General features: G+C 34.3%; 20 protein-coding genes. 8 read left to right on the top strand and 12 right to left on the bottom strand.

Going from position 1 to position 19,033, the window contains the following annotated elements; all coding sequences use genetic code 11:
• Positions 1–55: 55 nt before the first annotated feature.
• A complete protein-coding gene (locus EQG68_RS11070) occupies positions 56–1,450 on the bottom strand; it encodes an FAD-binding oxidoreductase (RefSeq protein ID WP_129464955.1) in 1,395 nt (464 codons plus the stop codon).
• A gap of 32 nt (positions 1,451–1,482) precedes the next feature.
• Positions 1,483–2,394 (bottom strand): AEC family transporter, encoded by a 912-nt coding sequence (locus tag EQG68_RS11065; protein ID WP_129464954.1) that lies wholly within the window; start codon positions 2,392–2,394, stop codon positions 1,483–1,485.
• A 100-nt stretch (positions 2,395–2,494) separates the two neighbouring features.
• Between EQG68_RS11065 and meaB the strand changes: the two genes are divergently transcribed.
• The 4 genes from meaB (at position 2,495) to EQG68_RS11045 (ending at position 5,297) form a co-directional block, all read left to right on the top strand.
• Entirely contained in the window at positions 2,495–3,580 is a 1,086-nt protein-coding gene (gene meaB, locus EQG68_RS11060) for a methylmalonyl Co-A mutase-associated GTPase MeaB (RefSeq protein ID WP_394343614.1), read from the top strand.
• 152 nt (positions 3,581–3,732) lie between these two features.
• Positions 3,733–3,966: a helix-turn-helix transcriptional regulator gene (locus tag EQG68_RS11055; RefSeq protein ID WP_129464953.1), complete on the top strand. Its 234-nt coding sequence runs from the start codon at positions 3,733–3,735 to the stop codon at positions 3,964–3,966.
• Positions 3,959–4,285, top strand: a complete 327-nt coding sequence (locus tag EQG68_RS11050; protein WP_129464952.1) for a HipA N-terminal domain-containing protein — start codon at positions 3,959–3,961, stop codon at positions 4,283–4,285. Before EQG68_RS11055 ends, EQG68_RS11050 begins: the two co-directional genes overlap by 8 nt.
• A complete protein-coding gene (locus EQG68_RS11045; protein WP_129464951.1) occupies positions 4,272–5,297 on the top strand; it encodes a HipA domain-containing protein in 1,026 nt (341 codons plus the stop codon). Before EQG68_RS11050 ends, EQG68_RS11045 begins: the two co-directional genes overlap by 14 nt.
• A 31-nt stretch (positions 5,298–5,328) precedes the next feature.
• Here EQG68_RS11045 and EQG68_RS11040 read toward each other — a convergent pair whose 3' ends face one another.
• The 8 genes from EQG68_RS11040 to EQG68_RS11005 form a co-directional block, all read right to left on the bottom strand.
• Positions 5,329–5,556 (bottom strand): hypothetical protein, encoded by a 228-nt coding sequence (locus EQG68_RS11040; RefSeq protein WP_129464950.1) that lies wholly within the window; start codon positions 5,554–5,556, stop codon positions 5,329–5,331.
• A gap of 46 nt (positions 5,557–5,602) precedes the next feature.
• Entirely contained in the window at positions 5,603–6,781 is a 1,179-nt protein-coding gene (locus EQG68_RS11035) for an AIR synthase related protein (RefSeq protein WP_129464949.1), read from the bottom strand.
• Positions 6,782–6,853: 72 nt separating this feature from the next.
• The gene (locus EQG68_RS11030) at positions 6,854–7,609 is read right to left on the bottom strand and encodes an OmpA family protein (protein ID WP_129464948.1); all 756 of its coding nucleotides are present in this window, start codon (positions 7,607–7,609) and stop codon (positions 6,854–6,856) included.
• On the bottom strand, positions 7,606–8,436 hold the full coding sequence (locus EQG68_RS11025; protein ID WP_129464947.1) for an OmpA family protein: 831 nt from the start codon (positions 8,434–8,436) through the stop codon (positions 7,606–7,608). Before EQG68_RS11025 ends, EQG68_RS11030 begins: the two co-directional genes overlap by 4 nt.
• Positions 8,433–9,317 carry an OmpA family protein gene (locus tag EQG68_RS11020; RefSeq protein ID WP_129464946.1) on the bottom strand — a complete coding sequence of 295 codons (885 nt, stop codon included), beginning with the start codon at positions 9,315–9,317 and terminating at the stop codon, positions 8,433–8,435. The genes EQG68_RS11025 and EQG68_RS11020 overlap by 4 nt, the downstream gene beginning before the upstream one ends.
• 475 nt (positions 9,318–9,792) lie before the next feature.
• A complete protein-coding gene (locus EQG68_RS11015) occupies positions 9,793–11,982 on the bottom strand; it encodes a glutamine synthetase III family protein (RefSeq protein ID WP_129464945.1) in 2,190 nt (729 codons plus the stop codon).
• Positions 11,983–12,506: 524 nt separating this feature from the next.
• A complete protein-coding gene (locus EQG68_RS11010) occupies positions 12,507–13,442 on the bottom strand; it encodes a calcium/sodium antiporter (protein ID WP_129465046.1) in 936 nt (311 codons plus the stop codon).
• Positions 13,443–13,540: 98 nt separating this feature from the next.
• Complete coding sequence (locus EQG68_RS11005) at positions 13,541–14,056, bottom strand: hypothetical protein (protein WP_129464944.1); 516 nt, start codon at positions 14,054–14,056, stop codon at positions 13,541–13,543.
• A 107-nt stretch (positions 14,057–14,163) separates the two neighbouring features.
• On the opposite strand from EQG68_RS11005, the gene EQG68_RS11000 reads away from it, so the two are divergent.
• The 4 genes from EQG68_RS11000 to EQG68_RS10990 all read left to right on the top strand — a co-directional run bounded on the left by EQG68_RS11000 (position 14,164) and on the right by EQG68_RS10990 (position 16,270).
• Entirely contained in the window at positions 14,164–14,736 is a 573-nt protein-coding gene (locus EQG68_RS11000; RefSeq protein ID WP_129464943.1) for a DUF1543 domain-containing protein, read from the top strand.
• A complete protein-coding gene (locus EQG68_RS15070; RefSeq protein WP_164975438.1) occupies positions 14,729–14,881 on the top strand; it encodes a hypothetical protein in 153 nt (50 codons plus the stop codon). Before EQG68_RS11000 ends, EQG68_RS15070 begins: the two co-directional genes overlap by 8 nt.
• Positions 14,882–14,894: 13 nt before the next feature.
• Positions 14,895–15,305 (top strand): nuclear transport factor 2 family protein, encoded by a 411-nt coding sequence (locus EQG68_RS10995; protein WP_129464942.1) that lies wholly within the window; start codon positions 14,895–14,897, stop codon positions 15,303–15,305.
• 71 nt (positions 15,306–15,376) lie between these two features.
• A complete protein-coding gene (locus tag EQG68_RS10990; protein WP_246011723.1) occupies positions 15,377–16,270 on the top strand; it encodes an alpha/beta hydrolase in 894 nt (297 codons plus the stop codon).
• Here EQG68_RS10990 and EQG68_RS10985 read toward each other — a convergent pair.
• On the bottom strand, positions 16,267–17,271 hold the full coding sequence (locus EQG68_RS10985) for a metal-dependent hydrolase (RefSeq protein ID WP_129464940.1): 1,005 nt from the start codon (positions 17,269–17,271) through the stop codon (positions 16,267–16,269). The genes EQG68_RS10990 and EQG68_RS10985 overlap by 4 nt on opposite strands.
• Positions 17,272–17,538: 267 nt before the next feature.
• Complete coding sequence (locus tag EQG68_RS10980) at positions 17,539–18,843, bottom strand: AIPR family protein (RefSeq protein ID WP_129464939.1); 1,305 nt, start codon at positions 18,841–18,843, stop codon at positions 17,539–17,541.
• Between the last annotated feature and the right edge of the window lie 190 nt (positions 18,844–19,033).

Raw genomic sequence — 19,033 nt, 5'->3', positions numbered from 1 at the left:
AATAAACTTTTCAAAGTTATACATTTAATAATAATATTACAATTTTGATGATTTATCAAGGCAAAATCTTTCCTGGATTTAATATTCCATTCGGGTCAAAAACATATTTTAACCGCTCCATCAGTTCTAAATGAGGTTTCGAAAAAGCAATATCCATGAAGTCTTTTTGTACAAAACCAATACCGTGTTCACCGGATAACGTGCCGTTTAAAGAAACGGTTAATTCAAAAATTTCTCTGATACCTTTGGGTACTTCCATTTTCCAGTTTTCATCGCTTAAGTTACCTTTGATGATGTTCACATGCAAATTTCCATCGCCGGCATGACCGTAACAAACGGATTGAAAACCGTATTTTCTTCCGATATTTTTGATTCCATTCAACAATTTTGGGAGTTCATATCGCGGAACAACGGTATCTTCTTCTTTGTAAACGGAATGAGCTTTCACCGCCTCAGCGACACTACGACGCATTTTCCACAACGCCTTTTTTTCATCTTCGGTATCCGCAAAAAGAATGTCATCAATTTGAAATTGTTCTACCACATTCATGATTTTTTCGGCTTCCGCCATCAAAATTTCGGGGTAATTTCCATCGACTTCAATTAACAAATGTGCTTGAATATCCGATTTGACTTGAACATTCAACCCCTCTACAAATTGAAGAGTCCAATCAATGGCATCACGTTCCATAAATTCCAAAGCACTCGGCACTATTCCGGCTCTAAAAATGGCTGAAACAGCTTCACAAGCTTCTTCTGCTTTATAAAAGGGAACTAGCATCAACACATTATGTTTTTGAATCGGAATCAATTTCAATACTATTTTAGTAATGATTCCCAATGTTCCTTCGCTACCCACCATCAATTGTGTAAGATTGTATCCTGTTGAATTTTTTAAGGTATTGGCACCGGTCCAAATGATTTCTCCCGTGGGCAAAACCACTTCCAAATTCAACACATAATCTTTCGTTACGCCATATTTTACTGCTCTTGCTCCACCGGAATTTTCAGCTACATTTCCGCCGATGAAACAACTTCCCATACTACTTGGGTCAACCGGATAGAAAAGACCTTTTTCGGCAACGGCTTCTCGTAACACTTGTGTTATCACACCGGGTTCGGTGATGACTTGTAAATTTTGTTCGTCGATGTTTAGGATTTTATTGAAACGTTCCATCGAAAGTCCGATTCCGCCTTGAACAGATAAAGCACCGCCACTCAAACCGGTACGAGCTCCAATTGGTACAACCGGAATTTTATACTGATTCGCAATTTTTAAAATTTTGGAAATTTCAATAGCGGTAGATGGTTTTACAACAACATTTGGTGGGAAAACATAATCTTCGGTTTCATCTTGACCGAAGTGATTTCGGGTTTCTTCATCGGTAAATACAAATGATTGACCAACGATATTTTCTAATTTGGATAAAATTTCGGAATTGAGTTGCATACTTTATTTTTAAACCAATAAAGGTAAAAAAATTATAGCAAAGAAAGTATCCAATACCAAAAAGCTAAGGTTAAAAATGAAAGCGGAATTCCAATACCAATCATCATGCTACTCAATTTTGGTTTTAACCCATAAGTAGAAGCCAAAATTGCTCCGGTTATCATGGGAGCCATTGCTGCTTCCATGATGGAAACATTGACAATTAATCCTTCGCCACTCAAAATAAATTTGTATAAAACCAAGAAAAAAAAAGGCGTTAGCATCAATTTAAAGAACAATCCCAACGCCAAAAAATTCCAATGTTGACTTTTTTTATCAATTTTTAATTGCAATCCTACAGAAACTAAAGCAATTGTTGAAACCGTTCCTCCTACTTTTTGAAAAACAGTTTGTAGCATATTGGGGAAATCTATGTTCAAGAAATTAAGCAAACAAGCCAACACAAAAGCGATAAAAGGTGGAAAAAATAGAATTTTTTTGATAATCGCTTTCGAATCGACTTCCCCTTTTGAAAAAACAGAGGCAACAGTTACTCCTAAAGTGGCCAACACCACGAATGAACCAGGTTGATCAACAATGATAGCCGTTTGTAAACCTTCTTGACCAAATAACGCTTCAATTACAGGAAATCCAACAAACGAAGTATTTCCCAATCCACCGGTTAAAATCAAACATCCGGTGAGTTTTTTGGACCACCCAAGCCATTTTCCTAAGCTATAAAAAAACAAAAAAGACAACCCAAATCCGAGCCACGCTATACCTATTGGAAACAATAATTTTGAAGAAATTTCAATTTTCGGAATGTAATACAATGCTAAAGCCGGAAGTGAAATATAAATTACAAAATGGTTTAGAGCCACATACCCGTTTTTGGGAAAACTTTTGAGAAATTGCAGTCCAAAGCCAATCGCTAAACAAAGAAAAATTAAAATGATATTTTCCATTGAGATTTAAAATTCAAAAATACGTTTTTGAGCATAAAAACAATTGAAATAAACCAATACATTTTTCTTTTTTGTAACTTTACCTTTCAATTAAATTGTTGTGGCTCAAAAATCTTCAAAAACATCTGCTTTGCAGGAGAAAGACGGTGTAATGCAACCGGAAACGGTCAATTCTAATTCCGTTAAGCTAATTCAACAATTCCGTAGAAAAAGTAGTACTGCAGAAGAGTTAGTTCAAGGAATTTTAAAAGGAAATATTACCGATTTAAGCCGAGCCATTACCTTAGTAGAGAGCACCAATCCCGAGCATTTAACCAAAGCAAATGAAGTAATCAATGGCTGTTTACCACATGCCAATAAGTCCGTTCGTATTGGAATTACGGGTGTTCCCGGCGTTGGAAAAAGTACGTTTATTGAAGCGTTTGGAAAACACTTAACTTTGTTAGGTAAAAAAGTGGCTGTTTTGGCTGTTGATCCGAGTAGTACTATTTCTCACGGAAGCATTTTGGGCGACAAAACCAGAATGGAAGAATTGGTCAAAGACAAAAATGCCTACATTCGGCCTTCAGCTTCGGGAGAAACGTTGGGCGGAGTTGCCCGAAAAACCAGAGAAACCATAATTCTTTGTGAAGCAGCCGGATTTGATACCATCATTATCGAAACGGTGGGTGTAGGTCAAAGTGAAACCGCCGTTCACAGCATGGTTGATTTCTTTTTGTTATTAAAAATTTCGGGTGCCGGCGACGAATTGCAAGGTATCAAACGCGGCATTATGGAAATGGCCGATGCCATCGTTATCAACAAAGCCGATGGCGATAACATCAAAAAAGCAAAATTAGCTAAAACCGAATTCAACCGAGCATTGCATCTTTTTCCGGCTAAAAAATCAGGTTGGATGCCAACAGTTTCTACTTGTAGTGCAATAACCAAAGAAGGAGTTGATGAAGTTTGGAAAACCATTTCAGATTATTTGGAATTGACACTATCCAATGCCTATTTTCAAGAGAAAAGACAAGAGCAAAATCAATATTGGATGATGGAGACGATTAATGAACAATTGAAAAATCATTTTTATACCCATCCTGAAATTTCTAAACACTTGAACGAAAAGAAAAAAGCCGTGCAAAACAATACGCTTTCACCTTTTGCGGCAGCGATGGAATTACTTTCAACTTACTTTAAATAAGCCTTAATTTTATACCTTATCTAATTCAAAATTAGAAATATTTTAATTTTTATACTATAAAAGGTATAAAATATCGATAAAATTTAAAAATATACCTTATGTGGTGTGATTTTACGATATTTTTGTATATTTGTAACTTAAAAGGTATAAATATGCGAGAAAATCTAACCGATTTGAGTAAGCACATCAAACTAAAACGTAAGCAAAATAAACTTACGCAACCTGAACTTGCCCTGAAAGCCGGAGTAGGATTGCGATTTGTGCGGGATTTAGAACAAGGAAAAAGCACGTTGAGAATGGATAAAGTAAATGATGTTTTACGCTTATTTGGAGAAACCTTAGGGCCAATTCCGATGGACAGAGAAAAACTACTGACAAATGAATAGAAGCGGAAAAGTATATATGAAAAACAGCTACTGCGGAACAGTTTCAGAAACTGATCACGGCTATGTATTTCAATATGATTCCGATTATTTAAAAAGTGAGAAAGCTGAAGCGGTTAGTCTCACTTTACCATTAACTGAAAAAACATATGAAAGTAAAACACTATTTGCTTTTTTTGATGGCTTAATTCCCGAAGGATGGCTATTAGACCTTGCCGAAAAAAATTGGAAAATAAACTATAAAGACCGAATGGGTTTGCTCCTCACCTGTTGTAAAGATTGCATTGGAGCGGTTAGTGTTGTAAAAAATGAAGAACTATAAAAAGAAATATTTAGCACGATTAGAAAACCCTACCCTAGAAGTTCAAGAACCAAGAACTTTTTATGGCAAAAGATGCTTGTATTGCTATGAACCACTTTTTGATCCTTCTTCCGATTTTCATGATGCCTGCAACAAACGTTTTTTTGGACAGTTAAAAACACCACAACTCAATTACAACCTGGATAATCTGCAGGAGTTAGCTTCAAAAGTTATCCAAAGTCAAATGGCGGTTACAGGCGTTCAAGCGAAAGTTTCGTTGAGTTTATTCCGAAAAGAAGAAAAAAATTTAACCAAAAAACTCACCATCGTTGGCCTTTATGGCGATTATATACTCAAACCCCCTTCTGAACAATATGAACAATTACCGGAACTGGAAAGTGTTACGATGCATATGGCTGATGTTTGTGGAATAAAAGTAGTTCCTCACAGTTTGGTGAAATTACAAGACAGAACGCTTTGCTACATCACCAAACGTGTAGATAGAACTCGAAAAACCAAACTTCACATGGAAGACATGTGTCAGTTGAGTGAACGATTAACGGAAGATAAATACAAAGGAAGTCACGAACAAGTCGCTAAATTGGTTTTGAACTATTCGAGTACGCCGCTTTTGGATGTCAGTAATTTTTATGAACAAGTATTGTTTAGCTTTTTTACCGGAAATTCCGATATGCATTTGAAGAATTTTTCTTTGTTGGAAAGAGAAGGTCAAGGTTTAAGTTTGTGTCCGGCTTATGATTTGGTCCCAACAGCCTTGGTCAATCCGGCTGATACCGAAGAATTGGCTCTGACTTTGAATGCTAAAAAAAGAAAATTGAAATACAATGATTTTTTAGTTGCTTATGAAAACTGTGGTTTAAGCAAAAAAGTATTGGACAATACGCTGGAACTCTTTGTGTATGCCAAACCTGAAATGGAAGCCGTTTTGGCAAAAAGTTTTGTACGTGACGAATATAAAATAAAGTATTTGAGTTTAATGGAGAATAGGTATAAGCAATTGGAATTACTATAAAATGCCGTTTTAGAATTTAAAACGGCATTTTTTACTCCTCATATCGTTCCATTTCTCTGTCATAAAAAGCTCCTGCTAATTCAATTAGCTTTTCCATTTCGGTTTCTAATTCTTTTTCGTCTTCTTCGTCAATTTCTTCAAGAAATTCTACTTCGTCATCTTTTAAATTTATTAAAAAACGTGGATAATCTAGATGAATCACAAAGATATCATCGGGATAATCGGTATTGTCTGCTAAAACGAATTTTGGTAAGTCCATTTTTTTATGGTAATTGGTTATTGGTAATAGGTTAAAGGTAAATGAATTAGTATTCAAATGTACCAAATTCACTGCTAATGGTTAATTTTTTATGTTCGGATGCTTCTACTCGACCGACAATTTGAGCATCGACGTTGAACGATTTTGAAATTTCGATAATGTCTTTGGCGATTTCAGCAGGAACATACAATTCCATTCGGTGACCGCAATTAAACACTTGATACATTTCTTTCCAATCGGTTTTGGATTGTTCTTGAATCAATTTAAATAAAGGCGGAATCGGAAATAAATTATCTTTGATAATATGTAAATTATCAATGAAATGTAAAATCTTCGTTTGTGCTCCACCACTGCAATGCACCATGCCGTGAATTTCTTTGGACGAATATTTTTTTAAAATCGCTTTGATAATTGGAGCATAGGTACGTGTTGGCGAAAGCACTAATTTTCCGGCATCAATCGGACTGTTTTCTACTTCATCCGTCAATTTTACTTGACCGGAATAAACCAATTCAGAAGGAACGGCGGCATCAAAACTTTCCGGATATTTCTCGGCTAAATACTTTGCAAAAACATCATGACGAGCAGAAGTTAAGCCATTACTTCCCATTCCGCCGTTGTATTCTTTTTCGTAAGAGGCTTGTCCGAATGAAGCTAATCCAACAATTACATCTCCGGATTGAATGTTGGCATTATCAATTACATCACTGCGTTTCATGCGAGCAGTTACGGTAGAATCAACAATGATAGTTCGCACCAAATCACCTACATCAGCCGTTTCGCCACCGGTGGAATGAATCGTTACTCCAAATGATTTCAATTCTTGAATTAATTCTTCTGTTCCATTGATGATGGCAGAAATAACCTCAGCCGGAATTAAATTTTTATTTCTTCCAATGGTAGAAGAAAGCATAATATTATCAGTTGCCCCAACACATAGTAAATCATCAATATTCATAATCAACGCGTCTTGAGCAATTCCTTTCCACACTGAACTATCTCCGGTTTCTTTCCAATATAAATACGCTAAAGACGATTTTGTTCCTGCACCGTCTGCGTGCATTAAGAGACAATAGTCTTCATCTCCGGTTAAATAATCGGGAACAATTTTGCAAAAAGCTTTAGGAAATAAACCTTTATCAATGTTTTTGATGGCGTTATGCACGTCTTCTTTGGCGGCAGAAACTCCCCGAAGTGCATAACGTTTGCTGGTATCCGAACTCATAGTTGTGTTGTTGTGTTGGGCAAAGATAGGATTAATGTGAAAATGTCACAATTTAAAAACAATGAGAAATCATTATTTTTCAAGAATGAGAATTTCAACCCGGCGATTAGCCACGCGTTCTTCTTCGTTTTTTTCCGGTAACGGATAAATAGGTCGTGTGGATGCAAATCCTTTGTAGCTAATTCTACTTTCTGAAATTCCGTTGGACAAAAGATAATTGTAAACTGTTTTGGCTCTTTTGATGGAAATATCTTCAACTTCAATTTCTTTACAACAAATATGTCCTTGAATCTCAATTTTTAAGGTTGGATTATCCTTCATGATTTGAAGTAATTCTTCCAAAATTGGTCTCGAATCGGGAAGAATAACATCGCTCATGTTATAAAAATTCAACCCTTTTAACTTTAAAAATTCACCCACTTTAGCATTTTTTACCTTTTCGGAAAATGAATTTATGGATGTTATTTGATAAAAGATGGACACTTTTCTATTTTCATCTTGGTTTAATAAAAAATCGAACTCTTCGCCAAAAGGGATTCTCTCTAGTTTTTCTAATATTTTGATTTTATTCAATTTTAAAATAGTTTCGACCGTATGAATTCGTCGCTCGGCTAATTTTAAATTATACATTTTGGAATCTACTGTATCACAATATCCTTCCATTTTATAAACTTCGGCCGTTGGATTTTGTTTAATCCATTCATTCAAAACTTGAATAGAATTGGAATTGGGGTTCGCTTTATTGAAATCGAAAAAAATATCCACTTTTTCCTGAGAAAAAAATGGAACATAAAATAAAATTAGGAAAAAGTAGACTGATGATTTCATTTTTTTACAATTTCAATTTCTACTCTGCGATTGGCTATTTTTTCTTCTTCATTTTTTTCAGGAATTGGATAAATTGGTTGATTACTTCCAAAACCTTTGTAAGCCAATCTTCGAAGTTGAATACCGTTATCTCTCAAATAATTGAAAATTTTCAAAGCACGTCGATACGATAATTTTGTATCCTTTGGATCAGGATTACAGCAAATATGTCCTAAAACTTTAATTTCTAAATCCGGATTCAATTCCATAGCAAACAACAATTGTTCGAGTAAAGGTTCAGATTCCGGGATAATAATTTCAGTATTAAATTGAAAATGAATGTTATGAATCACAATTTTATCGCCAACATTCGCTTTTTCGAACTTATCCAGTAATGAAATTCTTTCCTTTTCAATTTTCTCGGCAAGTGACTCTACATTAGGCTTTTCTTCTATCTCTAATTCAGTTTTTACAATTGGTTCATCCACTTTTCTATACAAAAAAGTTACTTTTCTATTTTCTGCTTGAATCTTTGATTGATTAAAATCTTCTCCAAAAACTTCTTGAATTAAACTGTTGGAAATTATACAGTTATTTGATTTTAATAAAGTTAAAACACTTTGAATTCTTTTTGAAGCTAGTTTTTTGTTATACAAATTCGTATCAACGGAATCGCAATAGCCTGCTATTTGTAGAATTTCAATATTGTTATTTGAAGAAATCCATTCATCAAAATTTTTTAAAGAAATTGAATTAGGCATTTCTTTGGCAAAATCAAAATATAGTGTTTTTGATTCTTGAGCTTGAAGAAATGAGAAACATAAACTAAAAAAAAGTACTATTCTCAATTTTTAATAATTTCAATTTCTACTCTGCGATTGGCGGCTCTTTCTTCTTCGTTTTTTTCCGGTAATGGATAAATGGGTTGCGAACTCCCAAAACCTTGATAAGTAACCCTCGAATTCTCGATACCATTCATTCGTAAAAACTGACTAATTGCTTTGGCACGTTGAGTTGATAAATTAGTTCTATCCGTTGGCATGCAACACAAATGGCCTTGAATATCAATAGAAAGTTCAGGATTTTGTTGCATCACAATCAATAATTCATACAATTTTCCGCGACTTTCATTCACAATAGCAAACGTATTTAATTGAAAATTAAGGTTTTCCAATTTTAATTTTTCGCCGGGTTTTGCGGCATCAACTTGTTGCATGAACTCCACATTCAGTTCAAATGTTGATTCGGTACCATTCGGGTTTTGTATGACAATAGCTTCCGGAAATTGTTTTTTGGGTTTAGGTTTTGGAGCAATCTCTTCTTTTTTGATACCTAAAATTTCGTCTTCTCTGGCTAAATCTTTTGCTTCGATGTAGTAAATAGTCACCCTTCTATTTTCTGCTTTGTTATCGGAATGTTGATGTAATTTTCCGAAACTTCGGGTTTTAAAATCATCCCTAATTTTGACTTTATCTTTTACTAATTTATAAATAAAATCCACTCGCTTTTGAGCCAATGTATCATTAAAACCGATGCTTCCATCTTCGTCAGTATAACCATTGATCGCCACTATTTTGACATCTTGATTTTTTGAAATCCACTCATTTACTTTTTGAATTTCACTATTTTTTAATTCAAATTTATTGGAATCAAAATAATAGGAAACCTGTTCCTGAGCAGAAAAAAATTGAAAAACCAAAAACAAAAGACTTGTGAAAATCCACTTCATATCATTCCTTTTAAGGATAACGAAAATACAATTAATTAATTTTATGAAAGTAAAAAAAAGTGGGACAACTTTCGTTATCCCACTCGTTTTAGTGTTAATTTGTTGGAAATTTAGTTTTGTTGTGATCAAAATCAAAAAAGATTTTGATGTAGTATTTTTGAACACAGAAAACTCACTGTTAAAATACCACTATACTTCCCACGGTTATATTTTCTAGATTTTTTTAATGCTTGGGGCATTCTGCTTTTTTTAAAAACAAGCATTTGTTTACAAAAGCGATACGAAAATATAAAATTATTTTAATATTGTCACTTTTTAAGAAAATAAATTTACTTTTTCTTAAAAAAAGTCAAGACACAAAAACACAAATAGATTTGAAAAATTTATAAAACAGTATAGCCACGAATTAAACTAATTATACCAAATAATTCGGTGTAATTAGTGAAATTCGTGGCTACTTCTTAAGGAGTGAAATTTATCTCGTAAACAACAACTCTCTATATTTCGTCAACGTCCAAATTTCGTCGTCAACCAAAAGTTCTAATTTATCGCAATGCTCTCTGATGATTTCAAAATATGGCTTCACTTTGTCACAATACATTTCTGCCATTTTTTGAGCATCGGTTAAGGCATTTGCTTTTTTACGAGCTTCGGTCATTGCCTCTACATTTGAATTAATTCCTTCGATGTGAGCTGAAATTTCTTTGATTAACGAAATTTGCTCTTTCGCTATTTTTTCAAAATCTTTTCCGAAGATTTCTTTTAAACCGCGAACATTTTCAATCAATGTATTTTGGTAACGAATAGCCGTTGGAATTACGTGATTTCTGGCAATGTCACCCAACACTCTTCCTTCGATTTGGATTTTTTTTGTGTATTCTTCCAATTCAATTTCGTAGCGAGCTTCCACCTCAACGTGGTTCATTACGTTTAATTCTTCAAACAATTCCAATGCTTTTTTAGAAACTTTTGCTTTTAAAGCGGCAGGAGTTGTTTTGTGATTACTCAAACCACGCTTTTTGGCTTCTTTTTCCCAAGCATCGCTATATCCGTCCCCTTCAAAAAGGATATTTTTAGTTCCTTTGATGTATTCTCTCAACACATTGAAAATCGCTTCGTCTTTCTTTAAATCTTTTTTCTCAATTAGAGCGTCAACTTCTTTTTTGAAATCTCTCAATTGCTTCGCAACAATAGAATTCAATGTTGTCATCGCATTAGCACAGTTTGCAGAAGAACCTACCGCTCTAAATTCAAATTTATTTCCGGTGAACGCAAAAGGTGAGGTTCTGTTTCTATCAGTGTTATCTAACATAACATCCGGAATTTTACCCACTACATTCAATTTCAAATCTGTTTTTTCTTCCGGAGAAAGTTTTCCTTTAGAAACACCTTCTAAATTCTCTAAGACTTTGGTTAATTGTTCTCCAATGAAAACAGAAATAATGGCCGGAGGGGCTTCATTTGCTCCTAAACGGTGGTCATTACTGGCTGTAGCAATAGAAGCTCTCAACAATTCTTCATATTCTTGAACCGCTTTGATGGTATTAATAAAGAACGATAAGAATTGTAAATTACTCATTGGCGTTTTACCGGGAGATAATAAATTTACTCCGGTATCGGTAGCCATCGACCAGTTATTGTGTTTTCCAGAACCGTTTACCCCTTTGAAAGGTTTTTCATGGAAAAGAACTTTAAAATCATGACGTTCGCCCACTTTTGACATCACATCCATTAACAATGAATTGTGGTCAACCGCTAAGTTAGTCTCTTCAAAAATTGGAGCCAACTCAAATTGGTTGGGAGCTACTTCGTTGTGACGTGTTTTTACAGGAATTCCTAATAACATACATTCTTCCTCCAATTCTCTCATGTAAGCCAATGCTCTTGAAGGTATTGAACCGAAATAATGATCATCTAATTGTTGTCCTTTGGCAGAGGTATGACCAAGTAATGTTCTTCCTGTTAACATTAAATCTGGACGCGAATTGGCTAAAGCTGAATCCACCAAAAAATATTCTTGTTCCCAACCTAAAGTGGCGGTTACTTTTTTAACGTTTTTATCGAAATATTTACATACTTCAGTAGCCGCTTCGTCAACTGAATTCAGAGCTCTTAATAAAGGTGTTTTATAATCCAATGCTTCCCCGGTATATGAAATGAAAACCGTTGGAATACACAAAGTTGTTCCGAAGATAAATGCCGGTGAAGTTGGGTCCCATGCTGTATAACCACGAGCTTCGAAAGTATTTCTAATTCCGCCATTTGGGAAAGAAGAAGCATCCGGTTCTTGTTGCACTAATTGTCCGCCACCGAATTTTTCTACCGGGTCTGAACCGTCATAAGATGTTTCAAAAAAAGCATCGTGCTTTTCTGCGGTAGAACCGGTAAGTGGTTGAAACCAGTGCGTATAATGTGTTACTCCTTTTGACAATGCCCATTCTTTCATTCCTAAAGCAATGTAATCGGCTAATTTTCTGTCGATTTTTGTTCCGTGCTGCACGGCATCTTTTACTCCTTTGTAAGCATCGGCAGTAAGGTACTGACGCATAGCTTTGTCATTGAACACATTAGAACCGAAAAGTTCAGATTTTCTACCGGATTCATCAAATTTTACAGGTTTTCTGTTTGATGCATCGTTTAATGCTTGGAAACGTAAAGTTGACATAAAATTGTTTTTTTAAGGTTTAACCATATTATTTTACGGTGCAAATATATTTAAAATTTATTTCAAAACAATCATACCCCTATTTTTTTAGGGGTAAAATCTATAAAATGTAAAAATTATCGATTAATGGGGAGGTTTTTTTGAGGAAATGGCAGTTCTGAGTTGCTGAGAGGCTGAGTTGGTGAGATTCTTAATGCGTCAGGATGACAAGGTTGTTTGAAAACTTCGACTTATTTTGCTGCGAAGAATTAAAGGCACAAAGCTTTTGAAAACTTGAAATGATTGACTTGAAATTGGAAACTGAGACTGAGACTGAAAACTGAGACTGATGACTGCGACTGAAAACTGACCACTGCAAACTGACCACTGCTTCCCTAGCCCGGATAGCAGTGGAAACCCCGCAGGACTAAAAGCTACTTTTTCTTGGCTTTTTGGGGCGACCAACGGAAGCCACAAAAAAGACTTAGAAAAAATAGTTTTTAGGCCGAGGAGTTATAGCGGATAGCTGGATGAGCTCCTGAAAACTAAGCGAATGTGAGATAGACAAACAAAATATAACTTGCCAATAAAATTATACCGGCTTTGCGGTCAAGAAAACCCTTTTGTGGCAGGTAAACCAAAGGCAATAAAATAAACGCAAAACCTAACATCCATAAGATATCGAAGCTAAGTAAGCGATTGTCTACTAATTTAATCGGATGGATGATGGCTGAGAGACCAAGTACAGAGAGAATATTTAAAATATTTGAACCAATTACGTTTCCAATGGAGATAGAACTTTCTTTTTTGATGGCAGCAATAAGTGAGGCAGCCAATTCCGGTATGCTGGTTCCGATGGCTACCACAGTAACCGCGATTACTCGATCTGAAACACCAAACGTTTGAGCCACATTAACCGCTCCTTTGATTAACAACTCTGAACCTCCGTACAAAGCAGCTCCACCAATGACTAGAAACCCAACTACTTGATACATTTTCATGGTTTCTTCGAGGGGAATTTCGATTTCTTGGTTTTTATTTTTTTGTGATTTGATGAGATAAACAACAAAAGCAATTAATAAAACAAACAAAATTATTCCGTCTATTCTACTGACCTGTCCATCAAAAAGAAGCATTCCGTAGAGCAATAAAGAAGAAACTATCATGGCAGGCCAATCGGTTTTAAAGAACGATTCATCGACCTTCATTTTACTGATTATCATCACGATGCCAAGGATTAATCCGATATTGGCAATATTAGACCCTACTACGTTTCCAAGTGCAATATCGGGGAAACCGGCCATAGCCGATTTGACACTCACAATCAATTCCGGTGCAGACGTGGCAAACGAAACTACTGTCATCCCGATAACTATTTTGGATACATTCAGACGAAGCGACATACCCACAGCCGATTTGAGCAACCAATCACCACCTAAAACTAAAAATACCAACCCAAGAATGATAAAAAGATAATCCATAATTGCATTTAAAAGTGCTGCGAAATTAGACAAATTAAACGCACAAAAAAAGGTCTTTGGGAAGACCTTTTAAAATTTATTTAAAATTTATTCAGAATTTATTGACGAGCTTCAATCGGCTTTACATTCGCTTCTGAAAGTCCTAACATTGCCATCACTTGGTCATAATTGCTAAAATCCATTCTAAAGTTCGAACCATAACCCGGAATGATGACCACTCTAAAAATTTGATTAGTGCGAACCGCCGGCGAAAGTCCGGCTAAATCAAATCCTTCCATATAAAATAGTACATCTGAACGTGTAAAATCATAATTGTAAGCATGGCTTAATGTACCGTCATTAAAAAACACATATTCCGGACATAATTTCCAAACATCTTGTCCGCCATCTACATCGATTAATCGATAAATTAAAATTTTATCTGCCGGTAAGATGGGAGGATTTAAAAAGATTTGAAACTCAAAATTATTTTGTGGGGTAAAGTTAACGTTTCCTACTTCGATAACTTCTGCTTCAACGGTAAAGCCATCTCTTCCCGGAGGTCCTTCCGGTCCTTCGCAACTTTGTAATGTTATCATCCCGATTAACACTAAAATGAATGTAATTTTTTTCATACGTCTATTTTTTAATGATTAATGATAGTTTGTTCTATCCAATACTCATGCCAAAGTTATCTTTTTTGAGTGATTTGCCCTAATTTTATTTTTCTTACTTTTGAAAAATGGAAGAAAATCAAACCCTTTTTATGGTGATGCTGGGAGCTACTCCACCCGGACGATTGACCGAACAACACGATATCTTTTTTGGTATTGGCGAAAGTTTAAAGGCTTTAGTTCCCGATATGAAAGCCTTTTGGCCGGAAGCAAAAGGAAGAATTCACATTGATGCTTGGCGAAAAGTAACTTGCGTGGATGGTTATACAATTGAAGTTGTTTCACGGGAGAAAAATGTTCGCAACACCGAAAAATTATTTTTCCTCAATTTAGGCGGATACAAAGAAAATGAATTTGAAGAATACCATTATAAGGTGCTCACCGTTGCTCAAAACAAAGCCGAGGCCATTAAAAAAGCAAAAGCCACTTCGTTTTACAAACATTGCGGTTTTAAAGGAGCTACTTCGCACATTGATGATAAATACGGCGTAGATGTGGATGACATTTATGAAATTGAAGATATTTTATCCCCACAATTTAAAGAAAAATTCCAGTTGAACATTTCTAAATCAGCATCCAATCAGGAAGATGTTCTCGAAATTGGGTATGTGAAAATTGATAAATTACTGAAAGATGGGTAGAAATAATCCAAAAAACATCAAAATTCACAACGACAAATTGCATAAAGAGCAAGCCAAGAAGAAGGAGAAAGAAATGGCGAGAAAAGAGAAGTTGAAGGCGATTGTGCGGAAGTTTAATAGTGATGAAAAAGAAACAAAAAACTAATTAAACCATGAATATGAAAAATTTACTTTTGATTGCTCTCGCATTTTTCAATATTTCATTCTGTATAGCCCAAGACAAATCGACCATCGAACAAGAAGCTACTTCCCTAGCCCAAGAACAATTGGATGCCTATAACAAACGTGACATCGAAGCCTTTTTGAAACCGTATAGCGAAAATGTAAAAGTCTATGCTTTTCCCGATCAGCTTTTGTACGAAGGAAAAGCAAAAATGAGAGAAGAATATACTTCCATGTTCAACCGATTACCTGATTTGCATTGTAAATTAGTTAACCGAATCGTGTTAAACAACAAAGTCATCGACCATGAAGAAGTGGTTGTTATGAAATCGCAACCCAAAATATATGCGATTGCGGTGTATACGATTACGGATGGGAAAATTAGTGAGGTGCGATTTATGCAGTAAACTCAATGCAATTGATAAAGCATAAAATAATAAAGAAACTAGTTTGGACATTTGTAATACTTTTCATTTTAATGAACGTTATCGCAATTTTTCATTCTTATAAATTCACTCACTTTGCTGAAAGTAAATCCGAAAAAACAAAAACTCCGGCAAAACTTTCTACTATTGAGAAAATTTCAACTATACTATTTGGAGTAAATAATCCAAAACCCATTAATAAAAAAAAACCTTCAATAACTTTTGAAACAATTTATATTCAAAGCAATAAAGAAATAGAATGTTGGGATATCAAAACATCACATTCAAAAGGAACAATTATACTTTTCCATGGTTATGGAGGAAATAAATCATCCATGTTAGACAAAGCTGAAGTTTTCAGAGACTTAGGTTTCAATACATTTTTAGTTGATTTTATGGGTTCAGGTGGCTCAGAAGGAAATCAAACAACAATTGGTTTTTTAGAAGCCGAACAAGTTAAATCGAGTTATGAATATGTAAAGCAAATCGGTGAAAAAAATATTTTCCTTTTTGGAACCTCAATGGGAGCTGTTGCTATTATGAAAGCGATTAGCGACTTTGAAATTAAACCCAAAGGAATTATCATCGAATGTCCATTTGGCTCAATGTATAAAACAGTTGGAGCAAGATTTGAATCGATGAATGTACCAACATTTCCAATGGCCGGACTTTTAGTTTTTTGGGGAGGAATTCAAAATGGATTTTGGGGATTTGGACATAATTCAACTGACTATTCCAAAAACATTACTATTCCGACCCTCTTAATGCACGGAAAGATAGACAAAAAAGTTAGTTTGGAAGAAATTGATGAAATTTTCTTAAACTTAAAAGGCCAAAAAGAATTAAAAATTTATGAGAATGCAGGACATGAAAACTATTTGATAAAGTATAAAGATGAATGGACGCATGATATTTCAGAATTTTTATCTAAAAAACTACAACCTTAATTCCCCCACATCCTCACCCAAAGTTTTTTTAACAACTTTTCCGCCTGAGCTCGGTTTTTATTCGGCAACTCACTTGCGGAATACAAACCGTTTTGCTCTTTGATAGCATAACTGAATGAAAATTGAAAATCGGTTGAATCCGCATTCATCACCCCAAATCGCAAGTCATTAAAAAGTAATTGGTTTTCCTTTTTTGTAATGCAGTACCATCCTTCCGAAATGCGTTTTAATTGCTGAATAACAGGCTCTTCTTCTATCGGAGCAATCCATTCTTTTTGCATAGGAATGTACTGAAATTGAATCGGTTGGGTGTCAAAAAAAGAATAATCACCAATCATATAGCCTTTCTCAACTTTTACATTGGTCGTCCATAAAATGATGTTGAATGGCGATGGTTTGACCACTATTTCTTGGTAGGAAATTTGATTTTCGTTCAATTGCTTTTCAAATTTATTTGTGACGATTGATTGCACGAAAAGCGTGAAAAGCAAATACGAAGTACTCACGATTAATCCGGTTTGGTTCCAAAATAGTCGTTTGGGATTGTCTTTCTTTTTCTTCATCGAAAGAATCAGGAAAAACAAAAACGGCATCGTATACAACGGATCAATCACAAAAATGGATTGCAACGAAAACCGGGTTTCCAAGGGCCAAAGCAATTGCGTTCCCCACGTGGTAAACCAATCCAACAACGCATGCGTTTGCAAACCCAAATAAGCAAACACCGTCGCTTCATTAAAACGGACATTATTTTTATGTTCCAGTTTTTGAAAAATCCATCCTAAAATGGGTGACAGCAACAGAAAAAACACCACCGAATGACTAAACCCACGGTGAATATCGGTTGCCGTTAGCGGATCTAAAAACTTTCCGTACACTACATCCAAATCGGGAATGGTTCCCACAATGGCACCGTAAAGAATAGCTTTGTTGCCTATCTTTTTGCCCAACACTTGATTGCCCACTGCGGCTCCGAGAACGATTTGACTGAGTGAATCCATTTTGGAAAGTTTGTGCAAAAGTAGGGATTATTGTTTTAAAAAATGATTCGAATTGGTTTCTATGAGAATGAATTTTAATGTAATTTTATTTTGATTAAAATTTGAAACTAGAGGAGATTTTAAGAATTTATAAGTTTAAAATTTGAATGTTTATGGATAATAGTCTCAATGATTTTGATCAATTTTTATTATACCTTTTCAAAATAATATTTTTTTAAAAAAAGAGATCGTTCAATGAACGATCTCTGAAATTTACATTAAATATAATTAATCAATTTTATCAAAGATACTTTCAGATTCATTATAAAAAACTACTCCTTTTCCTATTTTTTGGGGATCAAAATTTACAATCTTTATTAATTCAACATATTGTGACAAATCAAGTGAACTAAGATCCAAATTCTTCGGGTTAATCTTCCAAAATACCTCATCATTTCTTTCGTCATATTTCATTAAACTAGTTAAACCACATATTAATGGGTAAAAGAAACCATAAGAATATTGATAATCTGATAGCTTAGAGGATGTACCAAATGGAGCTTTACCTTTCTTTTTATGATCTACTGAAGAAATTCTACCAAATTTGCCTGGAGCAGCTTGATGATATAAATTAGGGAATTCAACAAAAAGTCTATCAAAAAAATGTAATATATCATCTGTTAAGTCTAAGGCTGATTTTACTCTTTGTGAATTTAAAACATATTTACCCTTTTCTTCTTCACTTATATCTGAATGAGATAAAACTTCATTAAAGAAATCAACACACTTTCCTTTTTGAGAATATATACTTATCTTATTCAAAGATTTTACATCATTTGGTAAAAGATCATTTTCCTTTAAAAAGATTAAACCCAAACTTGATAAACTAATTACATCCTCAGATTTGATATCTCCTGAATCACCAGTTTTCCAAATAATATTGTATTTATTATCTAAAGATTCTTTTAAATAGTCATAGTATCCAACTTGATTGCCTTTAGCAGTTTCTTTTAGTTGAACATTATTATTTCTTGCAGAACAAATTTCTGATATGTAATCATAAAATTCTTCTACCGAACCATCTTCATCATTTGGTGTAATAATTTCAACTGGAATAGAAAAATTAAATAACTCTTTAGAGCTTTCAAACTTTTTTAGAATTTCTTCAAAATTATTATACCAAAATTCTTTTGTATCATCCCAAGATTTCAATTTCTTTTCAAAAAGTTTTTCTATTATGTAGGTAGCAATTGCAAAAGTATTATGACCACCATCCATGATACCCTCATAATCAAGATTTGATAAAGAAATTTTAACACGGTTTCTATCAAGTAATTCAAAAGACTCTGTAGAAATTAGAATTCCTTTAGATTTGAACCAAAATAACTCAGGACTAACTTCAAGTGTTTCATGAATACTCTTAGTTATTTTGTTAACAGTCGCAATTCTTGGATTAACCTTATTATCCGCAACATTTAATAATTTAATAAATGTTGAAGGTGAAATGGACGAAATAATTTTTTGAATTTTACATCCTTGTAAAGATGTCTGTACAGAGTTAGAATGTTCTAACTTTAGAATAATATCTTTCATTTTAATTATAAAAGGGAATCGAATGTTTGATTTTATGAAAGAAACAATAAAAGAGAAGTATAGTGATTCCCATTACCTACAACTTACCAGTTATATATTTCCTGCCATCTATCCAGATGAAACCTATAATCCAATAGGTATACTTTACCAAGTACAATGCAAAGATAATAAAAAAAATCAAATGTCAAAA

This window comes from Flavobacterium piscinae (assembly GCF_004122145.1).
GTDB classification, from domain to species: domain Bacteria; phylum Bacteroidota; class Bacteroidia; order Flavobacteriales; family Flavobacteriaceae; genus Flavobacterium; species Flavobacterium piscinae.
Note: the sequence above shows the minus strand (reverse complement) of the source record. Positions and strands in the feature narration are given on the sequence as shown.

Excerpts from the sequence above, each read along its gene's own strand:
- EQG68_RS11070 (WP_129464955.1), bottom strand. The coding sequence starts at position 1,450 with ATGCAACTCAATTCCGAAATTTTATCCAAATTAGAAAATATCGTTGGT.
- EQG68_RS11065 (WP_129464954.1), bottom strand. The coding sequence starts at position 2,394 with ATGGAAAATATCATTTTAATTTTTCTTTGTTTAGCGATTGGCTTTGGA.
- EQG68_RS11055 (WP_129464953.1), top strand. The coding sequence starts at position 3,733 with ATGCGAGAAAATCTAACCGATTTGAGTAAGCACATCAAACTAAAACGT.
- EQG68_RS11050 (WP_129464952.1), top strand. The coding sequence starts at position 3,959 with ATGAATAGAAGCGGAAAAGTATATATGAAAAACAGCTACTGCGGAACA.
- EQG68_RS11045 (WP_129464951.1), top strand. The coding sequence starts at position 4,272 with ATGAAGAACTATAAAAAGAAATATTTAGCACGATTAGAAAACCCTACC.
- EQG68_RS11040 (WP_129464950.1), bottom strand. The coding sequence starts at position 5,556 with ATGGACTTACCAAAATTCGTTTTAGCAGACAATACCGATTATCCCGAT.
- EQG68_RS11035 (WP_129464949.1), bottom strand. The coding sequence starts at position 6,781 with ATGAGTTCGGATACCAGCAAACGTTATGCACTTCGGGGAGTTTCTGCC.
- EQG68_RS11030 (WP_129464948.1), bottom strand. The coding sequence starts at position 7,609 with ATGAAATCATCAGTCTACTTTTTCCTAATTTTATTTTATGTTCCATTT.
- EQG68_RS11020 (WP_129464946.1), bottom strand. The coding sequence starts at position 9,317 with ATGAAGTGGATTTTCACAAGTCTTTTGTTTTTGGTTTTTCAATTTTTT.
- EQG68_RS11015 (WP_129464945.1), bottom strand. The coding sequence starts at position 11,982 with ATGTCAACTTTACGTTTCCAAGCATTAAACGATGCATCAAACAGAAAA.
- EQG68_RS11010 (WP_129465046.1), bottom strand. The coding sequence starts at position 13,442 with ATGGATTATCTTTTTATCATTCTTGGGTTGGTATTTTTAGTTTTAGGT.
- EQG68_RS11005 (WP_129464944.1), bottom strand. The coding sequence starts at position 14,056 with ATGAAAAAAATTACATTCATTTTAGTGTTAATCGGGATGATAACATTA.
- EQG68_RS11000 (WP_129464943.1), top strand. The coding sequence starts at position 14,164 with ATGGAAGAAAATCAAACCCTTTTTATGGTGATGCTGGGAGCTACTCCA.
- EQG68_RS15070 (WP_164975438.1), top strand. The coding sequence starts at position 14,729 with ATGGGTAGAAATAATCCAAAAAACATCAAAATTCACAACGACAAATTG.
- EQG68_RS10995 (WP_129464942.1), top strand. The coding sequence starts at position 14,895 with ATGAAAAATTTACTTTTGATTGCTCTCGCATTTTTCAATATTTCATTC.
- EQG68_RS10990 (WP_246011723.1), top strand. The coding sequence starts at position 15,377 with ATGAACGTTATCGCAATTTTTCATTCTTATAAATTCACTCACTTTGCT.
- EQG68_RS10985 (WP_129464940.1), bottom strand. The coding sequence starts at position 17,271 with ATGGATTCACTCAGTCAAATCGTTCTCGGAGCCGCAGTGGGCAATCAA.
- EQG68_RS10980 (WP_129464939.1), bottom strand. The coding sequence starts at position 18,843 with ATGAAAGATATTATTCTAAAGTTAGAACATTCTAACTCTGTACAGACA.